Here is a 26,325-nt window from a genome sequence, read left to right as displayed (position 1 = left end):
GGCCCATCGTTACTTCCGGTGGTTTGGCGGGAATTTCCAACTGAGTATCAACCACTCGCTGGCTGTTGTTTCATCCGGCGAAGGTGGCTTCTTTCAGTTGTCATTAATTCTAAATAAACCAGTCCACCCGCATGAAATCCATTTTTAATGCTGCTCCCGCGTTATTGCCGCTCCTGATTTGTCTGCTGGTTCAATGCAAGTCAAATGATAGCTCTGTCACACCAAAGAGTTCGGCCAAGAGTCTGGACAGCCCCGCCGTCGATGGCGTCACGGGAGCGACCTCTACGTTCGATGCTGCTACCAACTCGTTTACGATGACCGTGCCCGGCGGCACCGACCTTACGGCCCTGAAATTCACGTTTACGTTGCCGGCTGGGGCAACCGCCAAACCCGCTTCGGGAAGTGTGCAGAACTTTACCAATCCTGTCACGTACATCGTGACAGCCGAAGATGGTAGTACACAAAACTTTACGGTTCGGGTGGCTTATAAAACAACCTGGGCCTCGAGTCAGGATCGCTACGAGGCTATTCGGCTGAAGGCGCAGCGGGTCGCCGGGGTAACGGTTTCTTCCAGCATTCCGGGTGGTTTTTCCAGCAATGCCCCCATTACAGATGCCGATGTGGCATACATAGTCAATACCGCCGATTTCATTAAAAGTTATTCCGATTCGAAAGCCACCTCCTGGCAGGCCATCGACAAAACCAAGCTAGAATATTATTCTGTATCACTTACGCTAGCCACGGGCGAACTCCGGGTCGATAAAGGCGTCGATGTTAAGTTCGACCAGAACGGGAATTTTTATTCCTACAAACCAAGCTGGGCGTTATTTTATTCCAAATAAACCGGAGCGGTTTTTTTCTTGAAGTAGCCTGGTTTAGCCATCAGGCATCGGTAAATGCATTCGATATGCCCCCGGAGGGGTCACATAGTTGTAGTCGATCTAATCTCTATAACTATGTGACCCCTCCGGGGGCATACCACTGCGTTAGGCCTACAGCTAATTACTGCTATATATAGCTAACAATCAAGAATTTAATCCATTAAAAACGAATACATCTATCCGTCAGAATTTGAATTCTACTGACAGGGAAAGGTTCCGGTTCCGGTAGCTGTTTTTATAAAAAGGTAAATAAGCATCCCCATTGGGTCCGATATTGCGGAGGCCCCATTCATACCCAAGGGTCAGAAGCGTTTCGCCTAATTCCAGGCCAATGCCGGTTCCCAGTCCCATATCGAACGGCTGGAGACCATCTTTACCGAACGTTTTCTGCTCCACGGTGCTGTAATCGATCATATCGCCATAGATAATATCGCCGGTTAGTTGGGTCTTTCCGCCAAACCCGTAGGCAACGTACGGCCCGGCGGTCAGGACAAGCCGGGTGGTCGGGGCCAGGGTTATTCGGTAACCCCAATAGATGGGTAGTTGCAGGTAAAGCTGATTACTGGTCAGTGTGGCTTCACGACCGGGCATCAGATACTGACTGTTGAAGCCAATGGGTGCTTCACCGATCTGCCGGGCTCCTTTCCGGGTTAGCGCTAGCCCGGACTGAAGGAAGCTGTTTTCGCCGATGGGGTACGCTACATTCACTCCCAGATTGAACCCAGGCTTCAGCGCAGGATTAGGGATAGAGGGGTTATCGATCGCCAGATAGGATAGGTTCAGTCCGCCTTTGACCCGCCATTCCAGCGAAGCGTGCTGAGCCATCAGGGTTGTGTGCGTCGAAAGAAAAAGCACTGTAAGCAATAATCCGTAAATCCGTTTCATTCCCGTTGTTTTGTTTAGAGTATCCGGCAGAAGGACCGTCTATGCGTCAAAAGCGTTGGAATGAGGTTCACGGATGCTGATTAGATAAGGCCATCGATTGCGGCTTCAGCCTTAGCTACCGCTCTCCGACTTGTCGCCCAGCACACCCGCCATCACGACGAGAGAAGAAAGAACGACCACCAGCATCGGAATACCTTCACGTAAACCCACCAGTCGAAGATCCGGGGGAATATTCAGGTATAGCAATATGGTAATCAGGCCGCGGGGAGCGATCCAGAGCAGCAGATTGGAAGGTCCCCGGTACGTGAGCCGTAAGACAACCCAGCGCCAGCCGATGATAACAGCTATAAACAAAGCACTGACAATGAGGGCGTCCGTATCCAGCAGATCACCCGGAACGGCGGCATAGCCCAGGATCAGGAAGAAGAACGTCCGGACGACGAAGGCCCCTTCGGCGGTCAGGTTCTTGAGTTGGTCGAGTTCTTTCTCGAACAGATCGTTTTTCAGTACCCGGCTCAGTTGCCCCCGGATAAACAGCTCGGTATTGTTCAGAAAAAGCCCGAAAATCAGGATCAGCAGCAGCGAAGACAGGTGGTTGATTTCGGCGAGGGCGTATACCAGAAACAGCACCGAAATGATAGGCAGAAATTTGATGCGGTGGTTGATTCGGCCGATCAGGTACAACAGCAAAAAACAACAGGCCAGGGAAATAAGCGCCATCACCAGCGTGTCACGCGTGAACGACCAGATCGCGCCAAAGACCGAATTACGGCTCAACAGCAGAAAATTATACGCCATCACCCCCAGAATGCTCGCAAAAGCCGACTCATAAACGGCAAATTCCTGCTGACCATCCGATAGGTTCGCTACGGTCTGAACCGTTACAGTATTGCTCACAATCGAAAACGGCAGGGCAGCAATGAGACAGTGATAAAATGAGTCATTCAGCAACAGATACAGCATTCCGGCCATGATCAGGGTGCCGCCAATAATCGACAGCAGCGAGGCCAGCAGGGTTTGGCGCAGAATCCGTAAATTATTGGCCTGAAGTTCCAGATTCAGACCACCTTCCAGCACAATGAGAATCAGCCCCAGGGTACCGAGCGTCGGAAGAATGGTATTGACATACGGAACCTGCACGTCGAAGTACGTAGTGGCCTGCCGGGTCAGGATACCCAATATCAGCAGCAGCAACACCGACGGTGTTTTGAAACGGCTGCTGAACAGGTCAAAGGCGTAGGAAATCAACACCGACAAGCTCAGTACGATAAGCAGAATCGAAGAATCCATTCGGGAATCGAAAATCGTTCGTCAGGCGTCGTTCGTAGCCCGGTGCAGGCCGTTACGCAGGCACTCCGTACGGACGGCTATTTTCTGGCGTAATAGTACAAATTTACCGACGCTGCGTTCGCGCGCTCGCTGATGGTAAAAAAGCCTTTGGCCTCTTTGTCAAAACAAACGGCTTCGCCCTGCGGCTCCAGGCGAGTCACCAGTTGGCGGCTGCTACCTCGTTGCAGCGCATCGGGTATCGACTGACCCGACTGGCGTTTCCAGTAGAAAAGTTGCGTATAGGTCCGCACCAGAATCTCGCTTCCGTCGGGCGAAATGGCCGCGGCTGTTACGTAGTTGGCCAACCCTCCGCCTAATGGCAGTTCGCCAAAGGCCTCGGCTACGGTTACTTCGTTGATATTCTGGGGGTAGGCCAGCCGATACAGATGGACTTTTTCTTCCCGCTTAGTAATGATGTAAATGTCTTTGGTCTGCGGGTCGACAAACATAGCTTCGGCATCGCGGGGCCCATCGGGATATCGGAAATTGATCCGCTCCACTCCCGAAATCGTCGCCTGCAGGGAGGCTGGTTCGGGCAGCCGGTAAATCTGACACAGCGCGTTCTGGGCGTTGTTATCGCCAATATCGCCGATGTAGAGGTAATTGACTCCGTCCTGCGGGCCTGGCCCGATGGTCATTTCTTCCCAGTCGCGGTTGGTGGTGTTCGGAATGCTGATCTTGCCTTTCACCTGACCGTCGTAGCCCAGCAACGCCAGTTCGGCTGGGCTACCGCTGTCCTGTTCGATCCAGAGGTTGCCGGGCTGGCTGCGGCTGTCGGCCATGCCCGATGCTTCGTCGATCTGCCCCGGCGTTATGGGTGAACTGGTTGGATCGGAAGCAAATTGAGCCTCTCCACTCGCAATTTCCAGCTTACAGGCAGTTGTTACCAGTAAACTGATCAATAAAACAAACAGACGCATAAGACCATTCAGGGTTGATTCCGTTGCCAAAGTAACGAAACAACCGACAGAATAGTGAATAAAGAGCCGAGAAGCTTATCGACCGCCCAGCGCCAGCCTGTCGATAAAGGAAAAACAGCGACGCTGACCCACCGAATTCCTGCGATGGAAATACAGGAGTCAGCACGCTGTTTTAGGGCTGATTAGCTTACTTCAATGGCTTACTCGCCAGGTCCTTATCCAATTCGGGCACTCAGATAGCTGGTTGGTAAGACAAGGGCGGTTTTTTTCCCATATCCCGTAGCTAGTCTACCGCTCTTTCGCTACCTTGGCATCTGAAAATCACCTCACTCCTTTAACCGTTCATTCATGAAAAGTGCTACGTCTTCTTCGATTCACATCGCCCATCTTCTCCGCTGATTTCGCCAGTTGACCAATCAACTGCGCTTTTTGTATACTGGAGACAACCCATCCCGGTATTCACGACACGTCCTGTTATGCGCTGGCTGAACGTTTTGCGTTTGGCCCACTGGTTAGCGATTGAATTCCAATCCTGATAACAGCTCTGATTTATCCGGCTGATCTTCGCTGGAGGTAGACAACACGCCTGATTTCGTAGTATCAATCATCCTCTCTAACCATTACCATTTTATGCAGTCACTTAAACCTATTCGCTCCTGGTATCAGCTCTACGCAATCCTGATCACTTTCTTTTTCGTGTCCAGTTGCGTCAATGTTATTCAGGTAGACCACCCAACCAATACGTATTTGGTCAGCAGCACTAAAGTTGGCAACGACATTCCGCTGCAGCAGCTTCAGGCCATCGTCAGTCAAACCAATCCAGCCTACTCGGCTTTGCTCAAATACGGTATTTCCGCGTATAGGCTGGTTTATAAAACCCAGAACTGGGATGGTAAAACCATCACCGCTTCGGGGCTTTTGCTGGTGCCGGCCACGTCCAACCCGGTAGCCATGATCAGCCAGCAGCACGGTACCATTTTCGACGATGCCGATGCGCCGTCCTATTTCGGGCCGGCCAGCGAAGCGTTTGGCTTCTCGTCTATTTTTGCCTCGAATGGCTATCTGATTGCCTGCCCGGATTACATCGGTTTCGGCGAATCCAAAAACCAGATCCACACCTACGAATTGAAAAAAAGTTTGGCACAGGCCAGCCTCGACATGCTACGAGCTGCCCGCGAATACATAAATATGAATTCGGCCATCAAGTGGGATTCTCGCCTGTACCTGGCTGGTTATTCAGAAGGGGGCTACGCGACCATGGCGCTCTACAAAAAAATGCAGGAAGAAGTACCCACAGAGTTCAATTTGAAAGCGGTATCGGCCGGAGCCGGTGCCTACGATAAGACGAACTTTACCAAAGCCCTGATTTCGGTTCTTCCCTCGCAACCCAACGTGCAGTGGAACCGGGCTTTTCTGTGGGTTTTGCTTACCTACAACCAGGTATATGGCACGTTGAACCGGCCGCTGGACTATTATTTTAAAGAGCCTTACCTGAGCGATATAAAAATGAACAGGCAACTGGCCAGCATTGATGTCCCCTTCGATAAGGCGCTTACGGATACTTTCAAACAGGGCGTTCTGCTCGGTACGGATACCGCTTTTCTGGCGGCCTTAGCCGACAACGATATCTACAACTGGAAACCGCTGATTCCGCTTCTGCTGACCCATGGTACGGCAGACCCGCAAGTGTATTTCCTGAATTCACTGAATGCGTATACAGCTATGCACGACGTATTAGGATCGCAGGTTGTGCAACTGGCCCCCGTGGTGGGAAAAACCCATGCCGAAACGATTCCTTTCTGGCTGGATTATACCTATACGCTGTTTACGACGGTCAAATAGGTCGCAGCACGTCGTCGATCCTGACCAGGATCGACGACGTGCTAACAAGTACGGTTATGCGGGTAAAGCCACCCGAAATATAGCGCCTTCGCCGGGCTGTCCTTCGGCAACGATGTAGCCGTGATGGTTGTCGATCACTTTCCGGACAATAGCCAGACCGATACCAGTCCCCTGGTATTCGCTGCGACTGTGCAACCGCTGAAATACCTCGAAAATACGCTCCGCCTGACGCGGATCGAAACCGATGCCGTTGTCGGTCACCTCGATAAGGTAAAATGGCAGGTCGGCGTCAATCGGTCCCAGCATCGTAGCAGGCAGGTCCCGGCTGCACACACGCCGGGCAGTGATCGAAATGGCGGGGGGCGGATCGGCCTTACCGGTTTTGGTAAATTTGAGAGCGTTGCTGATTAGATTCTGAAAGAGCTGACGCAGTTGAGCCGCGTCGCCGGGAATCGTCGGTAGCGGATCGACGGTCACCGTGGCCTGTTTATCCGAAATGGCGGTTTCGATATCGGTCAGTACATCTTTTACGACCTGATTCAGATCGACGGGTTCGATGGTTTCGCGTTTGGTAGCAATTCGCGAGTAAGCCAGCACATCCTTGATCAGGACCTGCATCCGGGCTGCTGCCGACTGCATCCGGCGGATCATATCGGCCCCACTCTCCCCGATCTGGGGCGCGTACTGCGCCTGAAGGATGTCGCCAAAACCCTGAATTTTCCGCAGCGGTTCCTGCAGATCATGGCTCGCGATGTAGGCGAACTGTTCCAGGTTCTTGTTCGAGCGCTGCAGCTCCGCCACGGAAGCTTCCAACTGTTGCTGAAGCTCTTTCAGAGGAGTGTAGTCGCCGAAGGTAACCAGCACGTCGTCGCCCATCTTCGTAGACATGATATCGAGCCAGACATTGATACCGCTACCGTCGTAGTGAATGTCGAACCGCTGCGATTCGCCCGTCTGGTACGTTTTGAGATACGCATCAAACAAGCCATTGGTTTTGTAGTCCGGAAACCAACGGCTTCCCAGGCCGCCCACCAGGGTGTCGGCATCCTGGCCGACATACGACGCCAGTTGCTGATTGGCGACCCGAAAGCGAAAGTCGACCACTTCGCCCGTTGCATCGCGCACGGGCGTAAACAGAAAAATACCAGTCTGGCTGGTGTCGATAATAGTTTGAAGCTCCGTAGCCGATGCTTCCAGCCGCTGCTGAAGTTTCTTCAGATCGGTAAAGTCCGAAAAGGTTATCAGTACGTCGTTGCCCCGCTTGGTAGCCGTAATATTGATCCAGGCATCGATGACCGGGGAAACGTAATGGAAGGTAAAGTGCTGCGTTCGGCCGGTTTCATAAATAGCCACATAACGCCGAAACAAGCCATTGGTCAGATAGGTTGGAAACCAGCGGCTTACTAGTTCGCCGGTGAGCGTACCCGGCTCCTGGTCTACATAGGAGGCCATCATCTGGTTGGCCGTACGGAATCGAAAATCCACAATTTGTCCCGCTTCATTGCGCACCGGATTGATGAGAAAAATGGCAACGTGGGCCGAATCGATCACCACGCGCAGTTCGTCGGCCGATTGTTCGATCTGCTGCTGGGCTTTCAGGTTGGCGCTGATGTCGGTGTAGGTCACGGTGAGCCCATCGTCGAAGGGCGACAGCGCCATATCGTACCAGCTGCCATCCGCTTCAATGTGCGCTTGCACATGCCGGGGTTGTCGGGTTTCGGTCACCTGTACATACTGCTCGAATAAGCCATTCTCCCGAATAGAGGGGGACAAGTCCAGCATCCGCTGCCCAACAATCGCACTGACGTCGCTTTGCCGGATATCAGCACCGGTTTTATTGATGACGACAACGCTAAAATCGGTAATTACTCCTGCTTCGTCGCGAACGGCTTTCAGGGCCATGATACCGCTGGGCGAACTATCCAGGACATTGTTGAGGAGACTGGTTTGCTGGTCGTTCGTTCGCTCGGCGGCTTTCAGGGCAGATATATCGCGGGTAACACTCAGGATGCCATCGCCAAACTTAGCCCGGCTGGTGAGACACCAGATGCTGAGCTTGTGATTAAAATAGCTGAATTCGTACGACTGTTGGCTTTCCAGCACGGCGCACATAGCCCGGAAGTTTTTTTCGGCCTCATCCCGCCACTGGTCATGATCGGCCAGCACCCTCCGCCCAAGGCTTACCTGATACACATCGTGGGCCATGTGCCGGGCCAATTGATTCGCATAGGCAATCTGAAAATCAATCACCTGGTTGGCCTGATCACGTACGGCCCGCATCCAGATTACGGCATCGGGCAGGGCATCAAGCATTTCAGCTAATACAACTTCGGTAGGCTGACCCGTCAGCATTGGGTAAGAATCGTTAATACCGTTCGAACAAACAAATGGCGAAGTTACTGAATCCATCAGGTTCTTTCCACAGGATTGACAGGATGAACAGGATTTTAGCAAGCCAATAAACCCTGTTCATCCTGTTCATCCTGTCGATCCTGTGGAAAACAAACTCCCCAAACCCATAACTTCCCGTTACTAAATAGCTTATCGCTGCGAATATTTCAGGGCCTCACTCAGCCGTTCGGGTAATAAATGGTTCACCTGTTCCATCCGATTCGTTAGTTTCGTCGGTACTTATGCTTTAGTGAAGGAGGTCTGTCAAAACACAACTCGCTACTGCGCATGAAAACTCGCTTATCGCTTTTTGCCGCCACATTGCTGGTCGGTTTTTGTATCAGTTTCATCAGCCGTCCGCTGGCTGATGGCTGGGTCAGTATTTTCGATGGGAAAACGTTCAACGGCTGGAAAGTCACGGAAGACAGCCCCAGTACGTTTAAAATTGAAGACGGAGCTATCGTCGTGAATGGGCCACGCGCCCACCTTTTCTACGAAGGTCCTGTAGGCAATCATAATTTCAAGAACTTCGAATGGAAAGCGCAGGTCAAAACGATGCCCGGTTCCAACTCCGGGATGTTCATCCACACGGCTTATCAGCCATCGGGCTGGCCGTCGAAAGGTTATGAAATTCAGGTCAACCAGTCTCATACCGACTGGCGCAAAACGGGCAGTGTCTACGGGGTTCAGGATGTGAAAGAGGTATTCGTGAAAGATGACGAATGGTATACCGAGCACATCATCGTGCAGGGCAAAAAGGTAATCATCAAAGTCAACGACAAAGTCATCAACGACTATACCGAACCCGACAGCATCAGCACGGGTAAATCCAGCAAAAAACTCAGCATGGGCACCGTGGCTCTGCAGGGTCACGACCCCAAGAGCAAAGTGTACTACAAAGACATCATGCTCAAAGTGTTACCGGATTAAGGGGCATGAGTTTTTGACTCCCAATCCATACCCTTCCGTTTTATAATCAGCCACTTACATGCAGAAATGATGTAAGTGGCTTTTCTTTGCTTACATTTTTGTTTATTTCAAGTCTGGTGAAGGCCTATAACAGGCAAAAAATATACCCATCTTATGCCTTCTTGATTAACATTTCGCCACGGCGTGGGCTTATGCTCCCGCCATCAATAGGTATTTTGTAAGATCCTGCTAATTCACTGCTGGAAATAGTCGATCTTATCGGCGTCCATGTTATTGTCAACGGTGGCCATGGATTCGCCCCCGCTTCCCCCAACCAGCGTCGAGCTAATCGCCAACGTCCCTGAAGTCCCGCCGGGGCTCAACGTCCCATTCAATCCAAACGAGAGCTGAGACCCGTTGCCAATTACCTGTTGAGTGGTCAAAATATAGTAGTTGGGATCAGATGTACTAAAGCCCCACGCACTGTTCTGAACTGGCCGACTACCGATTGATGTAGCATTAGCGGGCATCGTCAGACTAAACTTAGCGTCTTTCGTGATCTTGGCCGTCACTAATCCACTGCTAGATACCGAGTTGATCTCAGATACATCTACAACTACCGTAAAGGTAGCATTACCACTTAAGGTTGAGGAGCGCGCGTATAGAGTAGGAGTCAGGTCAGGCAAAGCATCGGTGATAGTAAAATCAGCATTTGAGATGTCAAAGAAGATATTGTTGCTGCTGGCAACCTTGATACGAGCCTGAGTGGTTACTACATTGGGAAGTGTAATGACTTGACTACCATCATTGGGGGTGTTAGAGGCCAGCACGGTGGTAAAAGACTGGCCCCCATCAGTCGACAGCAATATATCGACGTTAGCGCAACTGACGGGTGGGGCGGTGGTATTGTTGACACTCCAGGTGATGGTTTGGGGCGTATTCTGGCGATAAACCCCCGACAAATTGGTTGTTTCTAAAAACGGCCCTGAATTTCCATCGATCGTTACAGTCATTTCGCCATACGAGAGGCCACCCACCCCGTCCCGGACAGTTAACCGCTGGGTAGTAACGATACCCACTGAGGGCAATTTATCCCCTCTGCCCTGGTTAGAGCCATCGAGTATGGCCGATAAGCGAGGAAATGTCCGCGTTCCAGTTGATACTGGCTCATAGCTTCTAAAAAAGGGAGGCTGAGCCGTATTGGCCAGCGTAGTTACATCAGGCGTCATTGTCCCAGTATTCATTCCTTCCCAGGAGTAGGTTAATGCATCACCCAGATTCAGGTCCAGGGCGCTACCCGTTAAGGCAAAAGGGGTCGATTTGGGAATGATGCGATTGGCAGGCATCACCACTACCGGAGGTACATTTAACAGGACTGCGGTTGTGTAACAGGATAAGGTAGCGATATAGCCCTCGGCCTGATCGTAATTCGTGCTATGGAAGGTAAGAAAGGGCGCATAAGCGGGTTGTTCGTAATCATCACTCCCGGTGTCATCATTGCAGGTAAAACCATAGCTCATAATGGTCGCTCCTGAACCGGGCTCAACCGACGTATCCGGGCTACGGGTGGTACAAACTGGAATACTACTATTGTAGCTATGAGTCATGTTAAACTGATGCCCAATTTCATGAGCAACTAACTGGTCGTCAAACACGGGAGCAAAGGAACCGTCTCCAACGCCGGAAACGCCCTGGCCTTTCTGACCGTCCAAACAAACTGAGCCCCGGGCAGCGATGCCTCCTCCCGATCCAGCTGTAGTTCCTAATACGTGGCCAACGTCGTAATTAGCACTGCCAACTTTGGTATCCAGATTGGCCTGATTTTCGTCTAACATAATTACCTGGTCACTATTGGTGTAGGGATCGGTGGCCGAGTTGGTATAGACTAAACTTTCATCACTGACCAGGTTCAGTTGAACACTTAGCTCAACTCGGTAGACCGCATTTACCCGGTTGACATAGCCTACCAAACCCGCAAAAGCGGCATTGACATCACCCCCATACGCGGCCTGTTGAGTAAACTCCCCATCGGCGGCCATGGCCAGTCGAAAGATTCTCAGCACGGTGCCCGTGTTATTTTGAGTTCCACTCGGGCGAGCTCCTTTGTCAACGCGCTGGATTTTAGTCGAAGAACCGGTGGTTTCGTCAGTGCCGCATTTGGTGCTTTTAAGTTGACCGAAGGCTTTTGTCGCTTTTGGTCGTTCCGCATCACGGGCAAAATATGACTGGTAAAGTTGGTCGGTCTTGTCAGTCGATACTTTGTCGAAATAGACCGCATCACCCTTTATCCCCATAATGATGGCATTAAAACCCAGGGTTGTAAGACTGATCCGGATGGTGTAGTTTTTATGAGTCTGCCCCTGCCCATTATACGTTTTAATATCCGGATGCCTGGCCGCCACTGCGGGCGCTAAAACAGGTGATTCGAGCATGTCGAAGGTTTCCACACTGCCGTCGGGCAAGGGAATCTGCAAAGGGATTGCCGAGCCCTTATTGGTGAACTCGACGGGTGCTTTTAATAAATAAGTTCGTAAGTCACTAATTCTCAGCTGATAAAACAGTGATTTTCTGATATGCCTGTTTTGATCCGGCCCATTCCGCGGCTGCGGAACGGTTTCAAAATAACCTGTCTGTGCATTGATAGTAAACGAGTAGAGCGTTAATATTACAACTAACGCAGCAAATTTTGCGTAAATGTAAACTTTCATGACGAATAGTTTTAGATAAATCGAATGAATGCGTGGTTACTTACTGACACAAGTAAAAACACTGGCATAACTACTACCATTTTTAAGTAGAAGTAACAAAGTTGCTAAGTAATACGCGATACGGTCAGAAGAGCACTAGTGTTAGTTACCATCGTCAGAATAGGCCATTCTCAACAATTGCAACACCCTGTATATTATAGGGTAATTGTGGTAAAGAAACTTATATATTAAATATTAGAAATAGTTATCAAAATGAATTTATCAGTGCAGACGATCATTTTCTGTGCTAAACTTATTAAGTATATTCCCTCGAAGAATTATCTTGTAACACCGTGCTTGGTTAACTTTCAGGCCATGCTATATCATTGTTGACGGCTTCACCAATTTAATTACACAACCTAGTCCCAGCTCATAACGAATTCTCAAGGAATGCCAGCGGTTGCTCGCTTGTATGGTTGATCATGGATACGTCCCTGATTATCTCAAGCTGGTGGCGATGTTCGCTCATTTGGGTTAATGGGTATGCTGAGTGCAGGAAGCACACCTAGTAGGATGAGCCTGAGCGGCCCGGCAGAAGGGGTGATGAAGTCAATCTGGAGAACAACCCCAATACCAGTAAGATCGACTGTTTTTAGGAGTGATGACTGCCTGAATGGTAATTTTTCTGCCGACCCACATTGGTATCAAGGAAAAGGGGGAAGGGCCTAGGGTGAATCAGATGTTTACCCCGTGCCCTTACCCCTACGCTTTTACGGCTTTTACCGGAACTTCTGAATGCTGTAGTTCCGCGATTGCAGCAGGGCCGGATTACCCATAGCCGCACTGATTTCGCCAATACGCGCATTGAGCGTATAAATACTTCCATTGACGGCTACGTTTGTCGTTGCCTGGTTGTAGCCATTCTCATCTGTAGCAACAAGCACGGCCGTTTTCCAGTCGTCGGAGCTTTGCAGTTTCGCAACTTTGCTTCCTCCACCGGTTACCGCGTACAGATCGCCATTAAGCCAGGACATGCCATCTGCGGGTAGATTGGATAGCCCACCTACTTCAGAAATGGCATTGTTATTCTTCAGATCAATCTTGTAAAGCTTTCCGGCCCCTGTCTGCGCCACAATCAGATAGCCATTGGGGTGGTAAACAATGCCATTGAGTCCAAACGTAGCGCTTACGAACAACGGACTTTCGACCAGTACACTGGCCTGACCGGCGGGCGACACTTTGTAAATGACCGGCGCAAACGAATCCGTCACGTAAACAGTACCATCGGGCAGTACGGCCAGATCATTGGCCAGATGCCGGTCGCTGGTATACACATCGTCCAGGTCGACCCGGCGCTCTAGTTGCCGGCTCGACACGTTAAAGATCAGGAGCTCCGCAATTTTCCGGGTAGTCTGAGGAGTACTTTTAGTTGAAACGCCCTGATCGCTGTTGCAGACGAAAATGTGTCCGTTGGCGACCCGCATTCCCATGCTGCTGATCAGCTCGGGCGGGGTGATCAGATCCGTATAATTACCGTTGATATCGACGGCACCGATTTTTCCCTGCGTAATCGAACTGACCAGAAACCGGTCTAGCTGAGCAGAATAAGCAATTCCTTCCGGATACTGGCGTTCGGCCACAAAATTGATGCGTTCGGGAAACGACGCATTCGGACTAAGCTGGTGATCTTCGCAGGCAACCAGCCCTAAACCGATCGTACTCAGGAAAGTAAAGAGAGTGTAGTTTGCTTTCATAACATTATGTTAGATGAACACACGCCAACGCTGGCGCTCTTTACTAAATGCCTGTAGACTAACTTTGTTTAAGAAGTTTTTAATAGTTTTTTAATAGCGGAGGGGGAAGGGCGTAGGGCAGAGGGAGAAGGGTTAAGACTCACCAGCCTCCCTGCCTTCCCCTCTGCCCCGCGCCCTTCCCCTACCCTACTTAAACTGCTGGATGCTGTAGGTATTCGCCTGAAGCAGGGCTGGATTTTTGGCAGCTACGGCCGCGTTTACTTCCGTGATGCGGGCATTCAGGGTGTAGATTTTGTTTTCGGCCAGAACATTCGTCGTTGCCTGATCGTAGCCGACAGAATCGGTCTTCACAACGCTGGCCGTTTTCCACCCGTCGGAGCTGCGCACCTGCGAGACCCGGTTCCGATTATTGACCACGTACAAGTCGTTGTTGAACAAAAGCATACCATCGCCGTTGGGGAGGCTGGCCCCGGTTATCTCCGTCACCTTGTTTCCGTTGCTCATGTCGATCTTATACAGGATCCCCTGATTGGCTTTAACCACGATCAGGTAATTGTCGGGATGATACACGATGCCGTTCAGGTTGATGCCTTCGCCCTGCGCAAACAGGGGCGATTCGACAAAAATGCTGGCCTGGTTAGTATCGGCGGGAACCTTGTAGATGACCGGCGCAAATGAATCCGTCACGTAAGCATTGCCTTTATCGTCGAAAGCTACGTCGTTGGCGTAATGGCTCGCGTTCGGCAACAGCGTGGCCAGGTTAGTCCGGCGCAGATTCTGACCCGTAGCCAGGTCATAAACAAACAGACCCGCGGTTTTAAGGGTCGTCTGAGCGGTGCTTTTATTCGAAACGCCCTGATCGCCATTACAGACGTAGAGTTTTCCGTCGTGTACTTTCAAACCGATAGCGCTGATCAGTTGTGTGTCGCTCTCGATAAACGACAGGTAGTGCCCCTGTTCATCCACGTAACCGATTTTTCCCTGCGTGATCGAACTGACCAGAAACCGACCAGTGGCTGGGTCGAAAGCAATGCCTTCCGGATAGAGCCGGTTGGCCGTAAAGGCAATACGGGCCGGAATGAGTGGACTGTCGAATTCCGGATCGTCGGTATTACAGGCCACGACGCACAGACTCAGCAGGATAAGCAGGCAGAAGAAACGAGCAGGCAGAAGAAAATTCATATTACGGAACAGTATGTAAGGGAAAAAAGCAGTATCGAACTGGTTTTGCCCGAGCAAGTAGTGCACAAAACCGATGATGAACAAACTATCCGCCTGCTTTTAAGTTTTATGCCTATACGCTTAATACGATTTCGTTATGAAACATTTCACCACCCTGACCGAAGCGATGGAAGACCTTCGCGGTCGCGGCTATACGCACGAGTTCGGCCCCAAAAAAGATTATCTGGAAGAAAAAAGCACGGGCACCAAACTCCGTAGCGAAGAATTTATCGTCGATGAGTTTCACCGCTTCGAAGGCACTTCCGACCCCGGCGATGAAATGACCTTATACGCCATTACAGCCTCCAACGGCATGAAAGGCGTATTTGTGTCTGCGCAGGGCACATATGCCAACGAAGTATCGTCTGAACTGATGGCCAAGTTTAACGTAGCTGAGCGTCCAACGGTAAATACCGAGGGGGCTGTTCAGCCAATTAACTCCATTGAGGCTCACCCTTAAGTGATTTCTTTGATATTTGCAAGAAAAGAGCCCGGATATACTTAATTTTTCCGGGTTTTTCACTATATTTGCGGCCTTTACAAAAATGCGTCGTTCTTTTTCCTGCTGATATACCATGAAGTTATCCGAATTTAAGTTTGATTTACCCGACAGTCTTATCGCCAAATACCCGGTTGAGCGGGGTGAATCAAGGCTGATGGTCGTTGACCGAAAAGCCAAAACCATTGAACACAAGCATTTTTCGGATATGCTGAGCTATTTCGACGATGGCGATGTCATGGTGATCAATAACACCAAAGTATTTCCGGCCCGGCTTTACGGCAACAAAGAAAAAACAGGCGCTAAAATTGAAGTGTTTCTGCTGCGCGAACTGAACCGCGAAATGAAACTCTGGGATGTGCTGGTAGACCCCGCCCGCAAAATTCGCGTGGGCAATAAGCTGTACTTCGGCGATAGCGATCTGGTGGCCGAAGTCATTGACAATACGACCTCCCGCGGACGGACAATCCGGTTTCTGTTCGACGGTAGTTACGAGGAGTTTATGAAAGCGGTAGATGAACTGGGCGAGATGCCGATTCCCCGCGAAATGAACCGGGAAGCCGAAACTGGCGACCGCGACGACTACCAGACGGTTTTCGCCCAACATGTGGGGGCTGTTGCTGCTCCGACCGCCGGTCTGCACTTTACCCGCGCCATGATGAAGCGCATGGAAATCAAGGGAATTCACTTCGCGCCCATTACACTGCACGTGGGGTTAGGTACCTTCCGTCAGGTCGATGTCGAGGATCTGACCAAACACAAGACCGATTCAGAAAATTACCGCATTCCCGAAGATTCTGCTCAGATCGTCAATACGGCACTGGATGCAGGAAAGCGGGTATGCGCCATCGGGACAACTTCCCTGAAAGCCATCGAGTCGTCGGTATCGGCCAACAGCCGTCTGAAACCGGTGGAAGGCTGGACGGATAAGTTTATCTTCCCCCCATATGATTTTAAAATTGCCAATTCACTCCTTACGAGTCTGCACCTGCCCGAATCGGTGCTGATTATGATGACCAGTGCCTTTGGCGGCCACGATCTGATCCGGGAAGCCTATCAACAGGCGATCAAGGAAAAATATCGCTTCTTCAGCTACGGCGACGCCATGCTGATTATTTAAGTCGATAAGCATAAGTTACTGGTGGTTTGTATTTTTGAGGGGCTTTAGGCCCCTCGTTTGTTATATCCGATGACCGACACCTTACGCTTATCGACATCCTGTTTTGCCATTCTTGTTGCCGGCGGAAGCGGTAGCCGAATGCAGTCGGACGTTCCCAAGCAGTTTCTGCTGCTCAACGGCAAACCCATTCTCCAGCACACCATCGAGCGGTTTCTGGCGGTACTAGCCGCTGAGCAGATTATCCTGGTGCTGCCCGCCCGTGACCTGTCCACCTGGGAGCGTCTGTGCACTGAACACCGTTTTCAGCCCGCGATTCGAACCGTCGTTGGAGGTACCACACGCTTTCAGTCGGTACGGAATGGGCTGCAGGCGATCGACGAGCCGGATGGTCTGGTAGCGGTTCACGATGGTGTTCGCCCGTTTGTCTCATCGGATATCATTCAGAATGGGTTCCAAACAGCCGCCCGCATGGGTTCGGCCGTAACCTGCGTACCCGTTAAAGATTCGGTTCGGGTGATCGGGATCGATGGCATCAGTCAGGCTGTCGATCGCAGCCGGTACCGACTGGTACAAACGCCCCAGACCTTCACGCTGGCCACCTTCCGGCAGGCCTTTCAGACGGAGGAGCAACCCTTTTTCACCGATTGTGCCAGTGTGCTGGAATACGCCGGTTTTCCGATTACGCTGATCGAGGGATCGTACGAAAATATAAAAATTACCACCCCCGAGGATCTTCGATAAAGTCAGAGCTTACCGACCCGCCGATTTTCATGCGCCAACGTCTTTCCGTCGATCAATACGTGACTGGTGTTCTCAGCGGAGATAAACTTCGCCTGAGTCGAGCCATCACGCTGATCGAAAGCCGACGAGCCGACGACCGGCCGCTGGCGCAGGAGGTATTGCAGCAATTGCTCCCTCACACCGGGCATGCTATTCGCATCGGCATCACCGGCGTACCGGGCGTCGGAAAAAGTACCTTTATCGAAGCCTTCGGGACTTACCTCACTCAACTCGGACATCGCCTGGCGGTGCTGACGGTCGATCCGACCAGTCAGCGATCGGGCGGTAGTTTGCTGGGCGATAAGACCCGCATGGAAACCCTCTCGATGAATCCTGAGGCTTACATTCGCCCCTCCCCCGCGGGCGATTTTCTAGGTGGTGTGGCGCAGCATACGCGCGAGGCCCTTCTGCTGTGCGAAGCGGCTGGGTTCGACGTGGTCCTGATCGAAACAGTAGGCGTCGGCCAGTCCGAAACGGTAGTCCATGGAATGGTCGATTTCTTCTTGTTGCTGATGCTGGCCGGAGCGGGCGATGAGCTACAGGGAATGAAGCGGGGGATTATGGAACTGGCCGATGCGCTGGTTATTACCAAAGCCGATGGCAGCAATGTGGCGCTGGCTGAGCGCGCCCGCCTTGAGTACCAGAATGCGTTACACCTGTTTCCGCCGGCGGAAACAGGCTGGTATCCGCCGGTGCTAACCTGCTCAGCCGTCACTCAGGCGGGTATTTCGATTATTTGGCAGACCATTCAGGACCATCATCAACTCACCACTCGAAACGGCCATCAAACCCGCCAACGACAGGAACAGCAGTTGGCCTGGTTTCGATCGCTGCTGCGGCAACAACTCGAAACCCAGTTTTACGACCAGCCCAGCAGACGCAACCAGTTGGCTGAGCTTGAAGACCAAATTCGTCAGGGCACACTCCTTCCCATTACGGCGGTGGAAACGTTGCTGAAGAAAGAAGACTGACCCTCCCGGTCGGGTGCATGGGGTTACTTTCCTCGCCCGATCTTCCTTGTCGGCGCTACAGGCCAATAAAAAATCCGTTTTGGTAAGTTCTGCCAAAACGGATTTTTTATTGACTATCAACTGTCAACTAGGCATTTCCCAGGGTCCGCTCCGGCTCGTTGGCCCGGGTTGCGGGTATGGTTACTTCTTCGGTGCTGCGATTCCAGTCGGCATCGGCCACTTTATCTTCGTCGGCCAGCGGAGGCTGTCCCCAGGAAGCTCGTTTCGATTCTTCGATGTTGTCGCTGGTGATCCCCTTATTATCGTCGGCTTCGGCAACCAGTGAGTCCGCTTCAGCGACGTCGCCTGGCACATCGGTATCGCTGCTGCCGGCCACTCGTGACGGGAGTTCATTTTCCAGCCCTTTATCATTTAACTGAGCCAGGCCCTGTTCGGGGTGAAGACCCATTGGGCTATGCATAGCCTGAGCCGCGTTGGACTCGGTGCTTTCTTTGCGGGAATTGCTACTTACGCTCATAACGTTGTTTGTTAAGTGGTTGAGAATGTTGCAAATGAACGACGTCCGACTTAGTAAGTCGGTTCGTTGTTCAGGTTCGTACCTGTTTCGGCAAGTTCCTCCTCATCTGACTGGCCATTTTGCGACTGATCGTCTGAGGTAGATTCGTTTTGCTTTTTAGCGGCTTCTTCGGCTTTCGGTACACCGACCTGATCGGCTGAACCGTAATCATCCGGTCCGTGGGTCGTCACATCAACCATAGCCGTATTTGTTTTTGAATCGCCGGCCACGGCGCTGTCGAGCCCTTCCTGCGTAATTTCGAGTGTACTATTGGCATTATCGCCCATACGCAGGATACCATTTTTACTGTCCATGTCGGTACTGGCCAGGAACCGGTCATTCCGACCATCCTGCCCGCCCCGGATCTGCTGGCTGTCTGAACCATTGACGGAGTTTTCCTGGTCGGCCCGGTGCTGGTTGTCCTGTGCCGCCCTGTCGACATCGGTGTCGTCCGTACCGAAAGGTCCTTCGGTCCGACCGGTTATCTGGGTTTCTTCCTTTTTTACATCCTGTTCGTCTTTCATGTCGTTGAGTCGATTATCTGCCTAAAATAACTTCGTTTCAGGCAAAAAGTTTAATCGTACGTTGGATGCCACTCTGAGGTTGCCGAAGGATTGTATCGGACGCACGAGATGATCTGTCCGCACTGATTCGTGGTTCACTTTTAACATAATGTTACCTACCGAAAAATTAATATATGTACCGAAAAATAGACTTTGCGATTGCAGAACACCCTTCTCAATCGAATAAACCCTACATTTCGAACTAATTCATGGGTCAGTGAACGCCAGTTATACGAACCCAGCTCCTCGTAGAAGTTGAACCCACGCTCTGGCGTAGCGGGTATCGATAAGCGTAACGAGTTTCTGTCGATTTTACACCTTAATAGTTGGATAAAGCGTAATGCAAAAAGCGGGTCGATCTTGTCGACCCGCTTTTTTGTGACCAACAAAAAAAATGGAGGCCATTGGTATAATGGCCTCCCGAGACAAATGGCAATGAGTCAGATCAATCGACGTCCCAGAACAATTTTGTGTTGAACACGTCGATGGTTCCCTGGGCTTTTACGTTGGCCGAGTTCGAGCCGCCTTCGGTATTTGGATAAAAAAACCGAAGAGGACGTCTGTTATCCGGTACCTGAATACTTTGCGGGATATTCGGCAAGTTGGTTCGGCGGTATTCGGCCCAGGCTTCCAGCCCGCTGAAATTGGCGAGTGAAATCCATTTCTGGATAGCAATGGCCGCCAGTTTGTCCGTCGAGGCATCCCAGTCGTAGTTCTCGATTTTGCTTCCTTTGAACGAAGCGGCCCCGGCCGTGTTTGCACCCAGCACCCGGAACGACTGAACGATGCCTTCTTCAAAGTACGCTTTCGCCGTATTGGGCAGGCTTACGTCTGTAAACCGTTGCTTCGCTTCGGCCAGCAAGAACTGGATTTCAGAAGCGGTCATGATGATATAAGGTCGGCTGTAATCACCTTTCACGATCAGGCTTGGCCCCAGCGAAACGGTGTTGGCCGGCAGGTAACCGGAGCTGGCCCCGAACGGTGTGCCCGAATAGTTGGCCATAACTTCTTTCTGGGTGCTTACGCCCGGCGTATTGGCATTTTCGCCCCCGTTGGCGTAGGCGATGCGCTTCAGCCGCAGGGTGTCGCCGGCTGCTTTGAGGGTATTGACCAGAAACTGCGTGATCCGTGGGTAGTTGTTGAGTGCCCGTTTGGCCCCGTTGGCGTCGTAGCCCCAGCGGTCGTAAACGGGGTTTAACTTACCCGCCGTTGCCAGAAAGAACGATGGTCCGCCAATGCCGACATCGGCACCGGTGATGAAGCCCGACCCTTCGGTCAGGATCTTATTGACTTCCGTACGGATGTAAGCCTGTTTATCGGCAATTTTCGACTGCCGGATCAGAATACGCATCTTGAGCGAATTGGCAAACTGCACCCACTTGGTTATGTTCCCGCCGAAGACGATATCAGCTCCTGTGAAGGCGCTGGCAAACGCATTGGCTTTCAGATCCGTGATGGCTTCGTCCAGCAGCGGAATCAAGGCTTCATAAACCGCTTTCTGATCGTCGAATTTAGGCGCAAGCACCGAACCCCCTTTCAGCGCGTCGGTATACGGTACGTTCCCGTACATGTCGACCAATTGCTGATAGAGCATAGCCTTCATGACTTTCGCCGGTCCTTTCAGGTATTTCTGGCTGTTGGCATCCGCATTGTTGATCACAAACTGGTAATCCTGCAGATTGTCGTAGTACGTATCCCAGTAGTTGAAATCGCCGTCGGTATACTGGTAGGCAAACTGGGCCGTGTTGATAATATAACCGTTGCCCTGGGTCCACTGACCAGCCCAGTAAAACCCGATTTCGTTGGCATTTTGCCCGGCATTTCCGGCATTGTTGCCAGCCAGATTGGTCGCCGTCGTATTCAGCGCGTTGGTAAAGACAAAGCTGGGAGATGCCGTTGGTAACTGGTTGGGGTTCGTGTTGATGTCCAGAAACGATTTGGTATTACAACCCGAACCAAGCACCGCTATGAGCGCGGCTATATATATTGTTTTTATCTTCATGTCAAGTCAATCGTTGGGTAATTAAAACGAGAGGTTGATGTTTACGCCATACTGCCGGACGGGCGGAGTCTGCCCCGTTGTATTGATACCGATCCCGATAGCCGATGTATTGGAAGGCGTTGTTGTAGCCTGACTACCGGGCGTTGGATTACCCGAATAGCTAAACTCAGGGTCGGTATAGTAGTTGAGCTTATCGACGATCGTGATCAGGTTCCGGCCGTATAAAGCGATGCTCGCACCCGAGAAAATCTTCGTTTTTTCCAGCAGCTTTTGTGGCAGCCGATACGACAGATTGATGTCTCTGAGCTTGATGAACCAGGCGGGTGTCACAAAATTCTCGGAGATCAGACGGTAATTATCGACCCACAGCGCATATTCAGCTTCCCGTACAGGCGTTGTATTGGCCGACACGCTGCCATCGGTATTCAGAATAGCCGAGTTGGGGAAGACGTGCGGAGCCCGATCTTCGGTCCATTTACCGGTTCCCGTGAAGGTCATCTGCCGACCCAGGTCGCTGAACATGACGTTGCCACCGCGGTATTCGAAGTTAAACGTAAACCCAAAGTTGCCGTATTCGATTTTCGATCCTAATCCGGCAATATGCCGGGGCAATACACCGCCCCGCCCGGTCAGGTTCGTCTGACGCAGGGGATAACCCGTGGTTGCGTTGACCAGCACACGACCCGAGCCATCCGGTGCATACTGATACCCATCCGTTTTCAGGTAGGGAAACCGCATGTCTTTGATCACGTTCGTGTTGGCATACGAATACCCGCCATACTGGAACTCGTTGACATTCGGATACAGGTCGACAACTTTGTTATCGTTGTACGAATACCGGAGGCTGGCATCCCAGGAGAATTTATTTCCCCGGGCGATCAGGTATTTAAACTCAGCCTCGTATCCCCAGTTTTTGGTCTCCCCGACGTTGATCAGCAAATTCTGAAAGCCCGTCGAGTTTGGAATGCGCACGGTGATCACCTGCCCTTTCGAGGTTTGGGTGTAAGCCGATACGTCGATATTGATGCGGTTGTTCAGCAGTTGCAGTTCGGCGCCGATTTCGCTCGAATACACCTGCTCAGGCCGTAAGTTCGGGTCGGGCAGGGTGTTGCCTACGGTCAGCCCGACGGTGTTTCCGTAAGGGAAACCCGGACCGTTCGGGTAGGTTAGATCGAGGCCGTAAAGCGGGATATTATCGTTGGCGTTTTTGTTGTAGTTCGCCCGGATTTTCAGGTAGTTCAGGAACTGGCTCTGAATACTGGGGAAGGCATCCGTAGCAATGAACGACACGGCTGCTCCGTAGTAGGGGTATGACCAGTAGTTCGATGGCCGTTCGGGCTTGTAGAACTTGGAGGTCTGATCGAAGCGGAACGAGCCATTCAGAATCAGCCAGTTCCGGTAGTTCAGGGATAAATCGGCATAATAGCCCAACCGACGCTCCTGAGTAATGATCTCACCACCGACTAACTCGCCCTGCCGGTTCGATACGTTGTAGATTCCTGGTACGACAATCGAGTTGGACTGGACAGAAATATTCTTGGTATAGCGCGAATAAAGGCTCTGACCCAGTAACAACTTGGTGGACAGCGGACCAAACTCTTTCGTTCCGGTGATCTGAAACTCGTTGTTGATCACATTCTCCGTTCCGGAATAATCCTGCACAGAGCCCAGCACGTCGGTAATGGCCCGGTAGATCCCTGTACCATCGCCATCGCGGAAGAACGGAGCGGGTATATACGATTTGGATTTAGCCCAGTCGGAGTACAGGAACTTACCAACCGTATTCTTGCCGGTTCTCGAGTTGTTGAGAACGCCCAACCGCTCATTGATCGACAACCAACTGGTTGGTCGGTAGTTGAGGTTCAGGTTGCCGTTCAGGTTCGCATCTTTGTAGTTGTAGCGGTTGTTATCGGCCTCGAAATACGGGTTGTTGTAGTAGTCGTTATAAAAGCCATTGGGATTGGCGAGCGGATTGGTCTGCCAGTTGCGCAGGTCCTGCAGAGGCAGGTTGGCTGGCTGGTTCAGTATCCCGTTGTAGAAGTCGAACCCTGTTCGGTCGTAACTCGCCTGCGTGTAGGCGGCATTGAAGCTGGCGGTTAGGGTTTTGTACTCTTTGGTGGCCGACAGCCGCGTACCGGTGCGCTCGCTTTTGTCGTGTGGTACGATCCCGGCGATCTTCTGGTTTTCAATCGACATGTAGAACGAGGTCGTCTCGTCGCCACCCTGAAAATTGACCTGGTTGTTCACAGACACACCGGTGTCGAATGCTTTGCGACGGGCGTTGGGAATCGCCGAATACGGAATGATCAGCTGACTACCATCTTCGGCGGTGCGGCCCTGAATCCGGGACGAACCATCGAACTGGTCGCCATACTGCTGGTTTTCGTAAGACCGCCAGTTATCTTTCATCCGCTCCAGGTAGTCGGTTTTATAACCTGTTCCACCAAAGGAGGTGGCATAGTGCGAACCGGAGCCGTATTTATCCTGAAGCGCCGGCATAAAGCTGATCTGATCGAAGTTCGTACTGTTGGAGTACGCTACTTTCAGTTTGCCTTTTACACCTTTTTTAGTCGTAATCAGGATAGCCCCATTGATACCCGCCGAGCCATAAAGGGTAGCCGCCTGCCCCCCTTTCAGAATCGTTACGCTTTCAATATCGTTTGGGTTGATGAGCGCCAGAACCGTCGAGGTGGTCTGCATCCCATCGAGTACGACCAGGGCTTCGTTGTTCCCGGTTAAAGAGCGATACCCGCGCAGAACAACTTTTACGGCCGGATCGACGCTGTTATTGAGGTTGTAGACGGCCAGCCCCGTCACCTTTCCCGACAGCGCCTGGGCCAGTTGCGGAGAACGGCCAACGGTTACGTCTTCGTTCTGCACTCTGGCAACGGCATACCCCAGCTCGCGCTGGCTTTTCCGTACGCCCTGTGCCGTTACGACTACTTCCTGCAGTTGTGATGCATCGGGTTTCAGCGCCACATCGACCGTTGTCTGATTACCCAGCTTTAGGCTTTCAGTGGTAAAACCGATGAAGCTAATCAGTAAAACGTCGCCCGTAGAGGCATTGATCTGGTAAATCCCATCCGCGTTCGTAGTGGTTCCCTGGGTGGTGCCTTTGAGCAGGACCGTAACCCCTGGCAACGGAGAGCCGTCTTCCGATGAAGTGACTTTTCCACTGATGCTCCGATTCTGAGCCAGCAATGGAATAGCGCATAAACACAGTAAAAACTGCGTTAGTAAAAATTTACGCATAGAACATTGTTTAAGTTAAGAAGCAGTACTGAAATGTCAGACTTGGCCAAAGATATTAATAATTCGTTAAAATGGATTTTTATTGACTGTATTTACACCTAAATAATCGCTTACCGGATCGACCATATAAATCAATAACACCAGCTACTTTAGCAAAATAATCTCTTTAGTTAAGCACGTTTACCCATATTCTATAAACAACAAAAGGGGCCTTTCGAAAGGCCCCTTTTATTAAAACAAGATTAATCACCTAGCCATAATTACTTATCCCACCAAACGCGCGTGTTCAGCTCGTCAGGTCCCTGAGAGGAAAGTACAGCCTGATAATTTGTAGAATTCAGATCGCGTTCGGTAGTTGGGTAAGCTTGCCGACGTGGGATTAGTTTATCCGGTGTCAGTGGTTCTGGACCGGGCGATAACGCCGGGAAGCCCGTCCGTCTGTACTCAGCCCACGTTTCATAGCCATTACCAAGGTAATTAGCAATCCACTTCTGCGTTTGAATTAGCTCAACTGCTTTAGCGGGATTATAGGCAACCCCTGCCTGCGCTACGTAAGTAGTCGATGCGCCTAGGTTATACTGATCAAAAGAGGCCTGAATTCCTTTAAGGTAATACTCTTCAGCCTTAACGTCACCCCCATCAATCCATCCCAACTTGGCAGCTTCGGCTTCTGAAAACAAAATCTGGTTATAGGTTGTGATTGTCAGGGGAGCATTTTGTGCTCGGAAATAGGCTCCAATCAACGAAACGTTCCGCGAGTTGTAACCTGTTCCATTCCGAAGCCCGTATGGCATCCCCTTATATAGCCCACCATCAGTGGTTTTGTCCGCATAAATGGGCAAGCGCGGGTCTTTTAGAGCGGTCAGTACATTGATAAAGGGTTCACTAACTGCATAATCATACCGCTTGGAAACGTCATAATTGTTGTAATAAGGGTCCTGATTGTTTGCATCAGCAAGGTACTTAAATACGACGTTGTCGGCATTCGATGCCAGTACTCCATCCTTCATGGCAGCCTGAAACTCTGTTTTACCGGTAGTCGGGTCAACCTTAGACAACCGAAGGGCCATCGTCAGGCGCAGAGATGCCGCCCATTTTTTCCACCGGTCGGTGCTGCCGTTGAACAGAAAGTCACCGTTCAGTGTACCGCTATCGAATTGGGCGGCCGCTTCTTTAAATTCCTTAAACAAGCTGGTATATATTGTCTGCTGCTTATCGAAAACGGGCTGAAGAGTACTTGCTCCCTTCAGAGCTGTCGAATAGGGTACGTCGCCCCAGCGGTCGGTAATATGCAGAAAATAAAACCCCTTCAGAATGCGGGCAGCGGCCAATTGATTTGCGGTCGACCCACCAACCTTCACGTAAGGCAAATCTTTGGTTGCCGCATCGGTGTTTAGGTTGATGATCGTCTGCAGATCAGTAAGTGGCCCACTATAAATCGGGCCGTAATCATATACCCTGCTCTGGAAACGCGATTCGCTAGTATACTGAATTTCGCCCAGATACTGCGGGTACAGATCTTTGGCAAAACCAGCAATACCGGCGGTCTGGCTGCCCAGACTCCGAATGGCGTTCGACAGCAACAAGTTTGTGTTCGGCGTAGAAGGATTATTGGGGTCGATGTTTTTATTCCCAAAATCACTAGGGTTACAGGCCGCCAGCACCATAGCCAGCACAGCTGCTATCCCATATTGTTTTACTCGAATCGTTATCATTTGAAGTAGCATTAGGACCGGGGTTCACTAGCTGTTTCCCGGTTCTGT

19 protein-coding genes are annotated in these 26,325 nt (G+C 51.2%); 7 read left to right on the top strand and 12 right to left on the bottom strand.

The genetic code is table 11. The features are described from left to right. The first annotated feature begins 131 nt into the window (after nt 1–131). Nucleotides 132–842 (top strand): hypothetical protein, encoded by a 711-nt coding sequence (locus ACYVC2_RS21180; RefSeq protein ID WP_461105454.1) that lies wholly within the window; start codon nt 132–134, stop codon nt 840–842. Nucleotides 843–1,064: 222 nt separating this feature from the next. Here the strand turns inward: ACYVC2_RS21180 and ACYVC2_RS21175 are convergent, their stop codons facing one another. The 3 genes from ACYVC2_RS21175 to ACYVC2_RS21165 all read right to left on the bottom strand — a co-directional run bounded on the left by ACYVC2_RS21175 (nt 1,065) and on the right by ACYVC2_RS21165 (nt 4,015). After that, a complete protein-coding gene (locus tag ACYVC2_RS21175; protein ID WP_461105452.1) occupies nt 1,065–1,766 on the bottom strand; it encodes a porin family protein in 702 nt (233 codons plus the stop codon). A gap of 111 nt (nt 1,767–1,877) precedes the next feature. Further along, a complete protein-coding gene (locus ACYVC2_RS21170) occupies nt 1,878–3,056 on the bottom strand; it encodes a cation:proton antiporter family protein (RefSeq protein WP_461105450.1) in 1,179 nt (392 codons plus the stop codon). 77 nt (nt 3,057–3,133) lie between these two features. After that, nucleotides 3,134–4,015, bottom strand: a complete 882-nt coding sequence (locus ACYVC2_RS21165; RefSeq protein ID WP_461105448.1) for a PE-PGRS family protein — start codon at nt 4,013–4,015, stop codon at nt 3,134–3,136. A 630-nt stretch (nt 4,016–4,645) separates the two neighbouring features. Here ACYVC2_RS21165 and ACYVC2_RS21160 point away from each other — a divergent pair. Continuing rightward, nucleotides 4,646–5,857: an alpha/beta hydrolase gene (locus tag ACYVC2_RS21160; RefSeq protein ID WP_461105446.1), complete on the top strand. Its 1,212-nt coding sequence runs from the start codon at nt 4,646–4,648 to the stop codon at nt 5,855–5,857. 54 nt (nt 5,858–5,911) lie between these two features. On the opposite strand, the gene ACYVC2_RS21155 is transcribed toward ACYVC2_RS21160, so the two are convergent. Then, nucleotides 5,912–8,266 (bottom strand): PAS domain-containing sensor histidine kinase, encoded by a 2,355-nt coding sequence (locus tag ACYVC2_RS21155; protein ID WP_461105444.1) that lies wholly within the window; start codon nt 8,264–8,266, stop codon nt 5,912–5,914. Between the two features lie 270 nt (nt 8,267–8,536). Between ACYVC2_RS21155 and ACYVC2_RS21150 the strand changes: the two genes are divergently transcribed. Further along, entirely contained in the window at nt 8,537–9,178 is a 642-nt protein-coding gene (locus ACYVC2_RS21150) for a 3-keto-disaccharide hydrolase (RefSeq protein WP_461105442.1), read from the top strand. Between the two features lie 233 nt (nt 9,179–9,411). Here the strand turns inward: ACYVC2_RS21150 and ACYVC2_RS21145 are convergent, their stop codons facing one another. The 3 genes from ACYVC2_RS21145 to ACYVC2_RS21135 form a co-directional block, all read right to left on the bottom strand. Next, entirely contained in the window at nt 9,412–11,631 is a 2,220-nt protein-coding gene (locus tag ACYVC2_RS21145) for a reprolysin-like metallopeptidase (RefSeq protein ID WP_461105440.1), read from the bottom strand. Between the two features lie 992 nt (nt 11,632–12,623). Next, entirely contained in the window at nt 12,624–13,598 is a 975-nt protein-coding gene (locus ACYVC2_RS21140) for a gluconolaconase (RefSeq protein WP_461105438.1), read from the bottom strand. 186 nt (nt 13,599–13,784) lie between these two features. Further along, nucleotides 13,785–14,780: a gluconolaconase gene (locus ACYVC2_RS21135; protein WP_461105436.1), complete on the bottom strand. Its 996-nt coding sequence runs from the start codon at nt 14,778–14,780 to the stop codon at nt 13,785–13,787. A 136-nt stretch (nt 14,781–14,916) separates the two neighbouring features. Here ACYVC2_RS21135 and ACYVC2_RS21130 point away from each other — a divergent pair, with 136 nt between their 5' ends. The 4 genes from ACYVC2_RS21130 (at nt 14,917) to meaB (ending at nt 18,189) form a co-directional block, all read left to right on the top strand. After that, nucleotides 14,917–15,279: a hypothetical protein gene (locus ACYVC2_RS21130; RefSeq protein WP_461105434.1), complete on the top strand. Its 363-nt coding sequence runs from the start codon at nt 14,917–14,919 to the stop codon at nt 15,277–15,279. Between the two features lie 115 nt (nt 15,280–15,394). Further along, entirely contained in the window at nt 15,395–16,438 is a 1,044-nt protein-coding gene (gene queA / locus ACYVC2_RS21125; protein WP_461105432.1) for a tRNA preQ1(34) S-adenosylmethionine ribosyltransferase-isomerase QueA, read from the top strand. A 69-nt stretch (nt 16,439–16,507) separates the two neighbouring features. Next, nucleotides 16,508–17,179, top strand: a complete 672-nt coding sequence (locus ACYVC2_RS21120) for a 2-C-methyl-D-erythritol 4-phosphate cytidylyltransferase (protein WP_461105430.1) — start codon at nt 16,508–16,510, stop codon at nt 17,177–17,179. A 29-nt stretch (nt 17,180–17,208) separates the two neighbouring features. After that, on the top strand, nt 17,209–18,189 hold the full coding sequence (meaB, locus tag ACYVC2_RS21115; protein WP_461105428.1) for a methylmalonyl Co-A mutase-associated GTPase MeaB: 981 nt from the start codon (nt 17,209–17,211) through the stop codon (nt 18,187–18,189). Between the two features lie 127 nt (nt 18,190–18,316). On the opposite strand, the gene ACYVC2_RS21110 is transcribed toward meaB, so the two are convergent. The 5 genes from ACYVC2_RS21110 to ACYVC2_RS21090 form a co-directional block, all read right to left on the bottom strand. After that, nucleotides 18,317–18,706 carry a hypothetical protein gene (locus ACYVC2_RS21110; RefSeq protein WP_461105426.1) on the bottom strand — a complete coding sequence of 130 codons (390 nt, stop codon included), beginning with the start codon at nt 18,704–18,706 and terminating at the stop codon, nt 18,317–18,319. A gap of 50 nt (nt 18,707–18,756) precedes the next feature. Next, nucleotides 18,757–19,269, bottom strand: a complete 513-nt coding sequence (locus tag ACYVC2_RS21105) for a hypothetical protein (RefSeq protein ID WP_461105424.1) — start codon at nt 19,267–19,269, stop codon at nt 18,757–18,759. 484 nt (nt 19,270–19,753) lie between these two features. After that, nucleotides 19,754–21,310, bottom strand: a complete 1,557-nt coding sequence (locus tag ACYVC2_RS21100; protein WP_461105422.1) for a SusD/RagB family nutrient-binding outer membrane lipoprotein — start codon at nt 21,308–21,310, stop codon at nt 19,754–19,756. 21 nt (nt 21,311–21,331) lie between these two features. After that, complete coding sequence (locus ACYVC2_RS21095) at nt 21,332–24,562, bottom strand: SusC/RagA family TonB-linked outer membrane protein (RefSeq protein WP_461105420.1); 3,231 nt, start codon at nt 24,560–24,562, stop codon at nt 21,332–21,334. Nucleotides 24,563–24,822: 260 nt separating this feature from the next. Then, nucleotides 24,823–26,277, bottom strand: a complete 1,455-nt coding sequence (locus ACYVC2_RS21090; protein WP_461105418.1) for a SusD/RagB family nutrient-binding outer membrane lipoprotein — start codon at nt 26,275–26,277, stop codon at nt 24,823–24,825. Nucleotides 26,278–26,325 lie beyond the last annotated feature (48 nt).

The sequence above is a fragment of the Spirosoma koreense genome, from assembly GCF_054777875.1.
The sequence above is the reverse complement of the archived record's forward strand: the minus strand, read 5'-3'. Positions and strand labels throughout refer to the sequence as shown.

Excerpts from the sequence above, each read along its gene's own strand:
- ACYVC2_RS21180 (WP_461105454.1), top strand. The coding sequence starts at position 132 with ATGAAATCCATTTTTAATGCTGCTCCCGCGTTATTGCCGCTCCTGATT.
- ACYVC2_RS21175 (WP_461105452.1), bottom strand. The coding sequence starts at position 1,766 with ATGAAACGGATTTACGGATTATTGCTTACAGTGCTTTTTCTTTCGACG.
- ACYVC2_RS21170 (WP_461105450.1), bottom strand. The coding sequence starts at position 3,056 with ATGGATTCTTCGATTCTGCTTATCGTACTGAGCTTGTCGGTGTTGATT.
- ACYVC2_RS21165 (WP_461105448.1), bottom strand. The coding sequence starts at position 4,015 with ATGCGTCTGTTTGTTTTATTGATCAGTTTACTGGTAACAACTGCCTGT.
- ACYVC2_RS21160 (WP_461105446.1), top strand. The coding sequence starts at position 4,646 with ATGCAGTCACTTAAACCTATTCGCTCCTGGTATCAGCTCTACGCAATC.
- ACYVC2_RS21155 (WP_461105444.1), bottom strand. The coding sequence starts at position 8,266 with ATGGATTCAGTAACTTCGCCATTTGTTTGTTCGAACGGTATTAACGAT.
- ACYVC2_RS21150 (WP_461105442.1), top strand. The coding sequence starts at position 8,537 with ATGAAAACTCGCTTATCGCTTTTTGCCGCCACATTGCTGGTCGGTTTT.
- ACYVC2_RS21140 (WP_461105438.1), bottom strand. The coding sequence starts at position 13,598 with ATGAAAGCAAACTACACTCTCTTTACTTTCCTGAGTACGATCGGTTTA.
- ACYVC2_RS21135 (WP_461105436.1), bottom strand. The coding sequence starts at position 14,780 with ATGAATTTTCTTCTGCCTGCTCGTTTCTTCTGCCTGCTTATCCTGCTG.
- ACYVC2_RS21130 (WP_461105434.1), top strand. The coding sequence starts at position 14,917 with ATGAAACATTTCACCACCCTGACCGAAGCGATGGAAGACCTTCGCGGT.
- queA (WP_461105432.1), top strand. The coding sequence starts at position 15,395 with ATGAAGTTATCCGAATTTAAGTTTGATTTACCCGACAGTCTTATCGCC.
- ACYVC2_RS21120 (WP_461105430.1), top strand. The coding sequence starts at position 16,508 with ATGACCGACACCTTACGCTTATCGACATCCTGTTTTGCCATTCTTGTT.
- meaB (WP_461105428.1), top strand. The coding sequence starts at position 17,209 with ATGCGCCAACGTCTTTCCGTCGATCAATACGTGACTGGTGTTCTCAGC.
- ACYVC2_RS21110 (WP_461105426.1), bottom strand. The coding sequence starts at position 18,706 with ATGAGCGTAAGTAGCAATTCCCGCAAAGAAAGCACCGAGTCCAACGCG.
- ACYVC2_RS21105 (WP_461105424.1), bottom strand. The coding sequence starts at position 19,269 with ATGAAAGACGAACAGGATGTAAAAAAGGAAGAAACCCAGATAACCGGT.
- ACYVC2_RS21100 (WP_461105422.1), bottom strand. The coding sequence starts at position 21,310 with ATGAAGATAAAAACAATATATATAGCCGCGCTCATAGCGGTGCTTGGT.
- ACYVC2_RS21095 (WP_461105420.1), bottom strand. The coding sequence starts at position 24,562 with ATGCGTAAATTTTTACTAACGCAGTTTTTACTGTGTTTATGCGCTATT.
- ACYVC2_RS21090 (WP_461105418.1), bottom strand. The coding sequence starts at position 26,277 with ATGATAACGATTCGAGTAAAACAATATGGGATAGCAGCTGTGCTGGCT.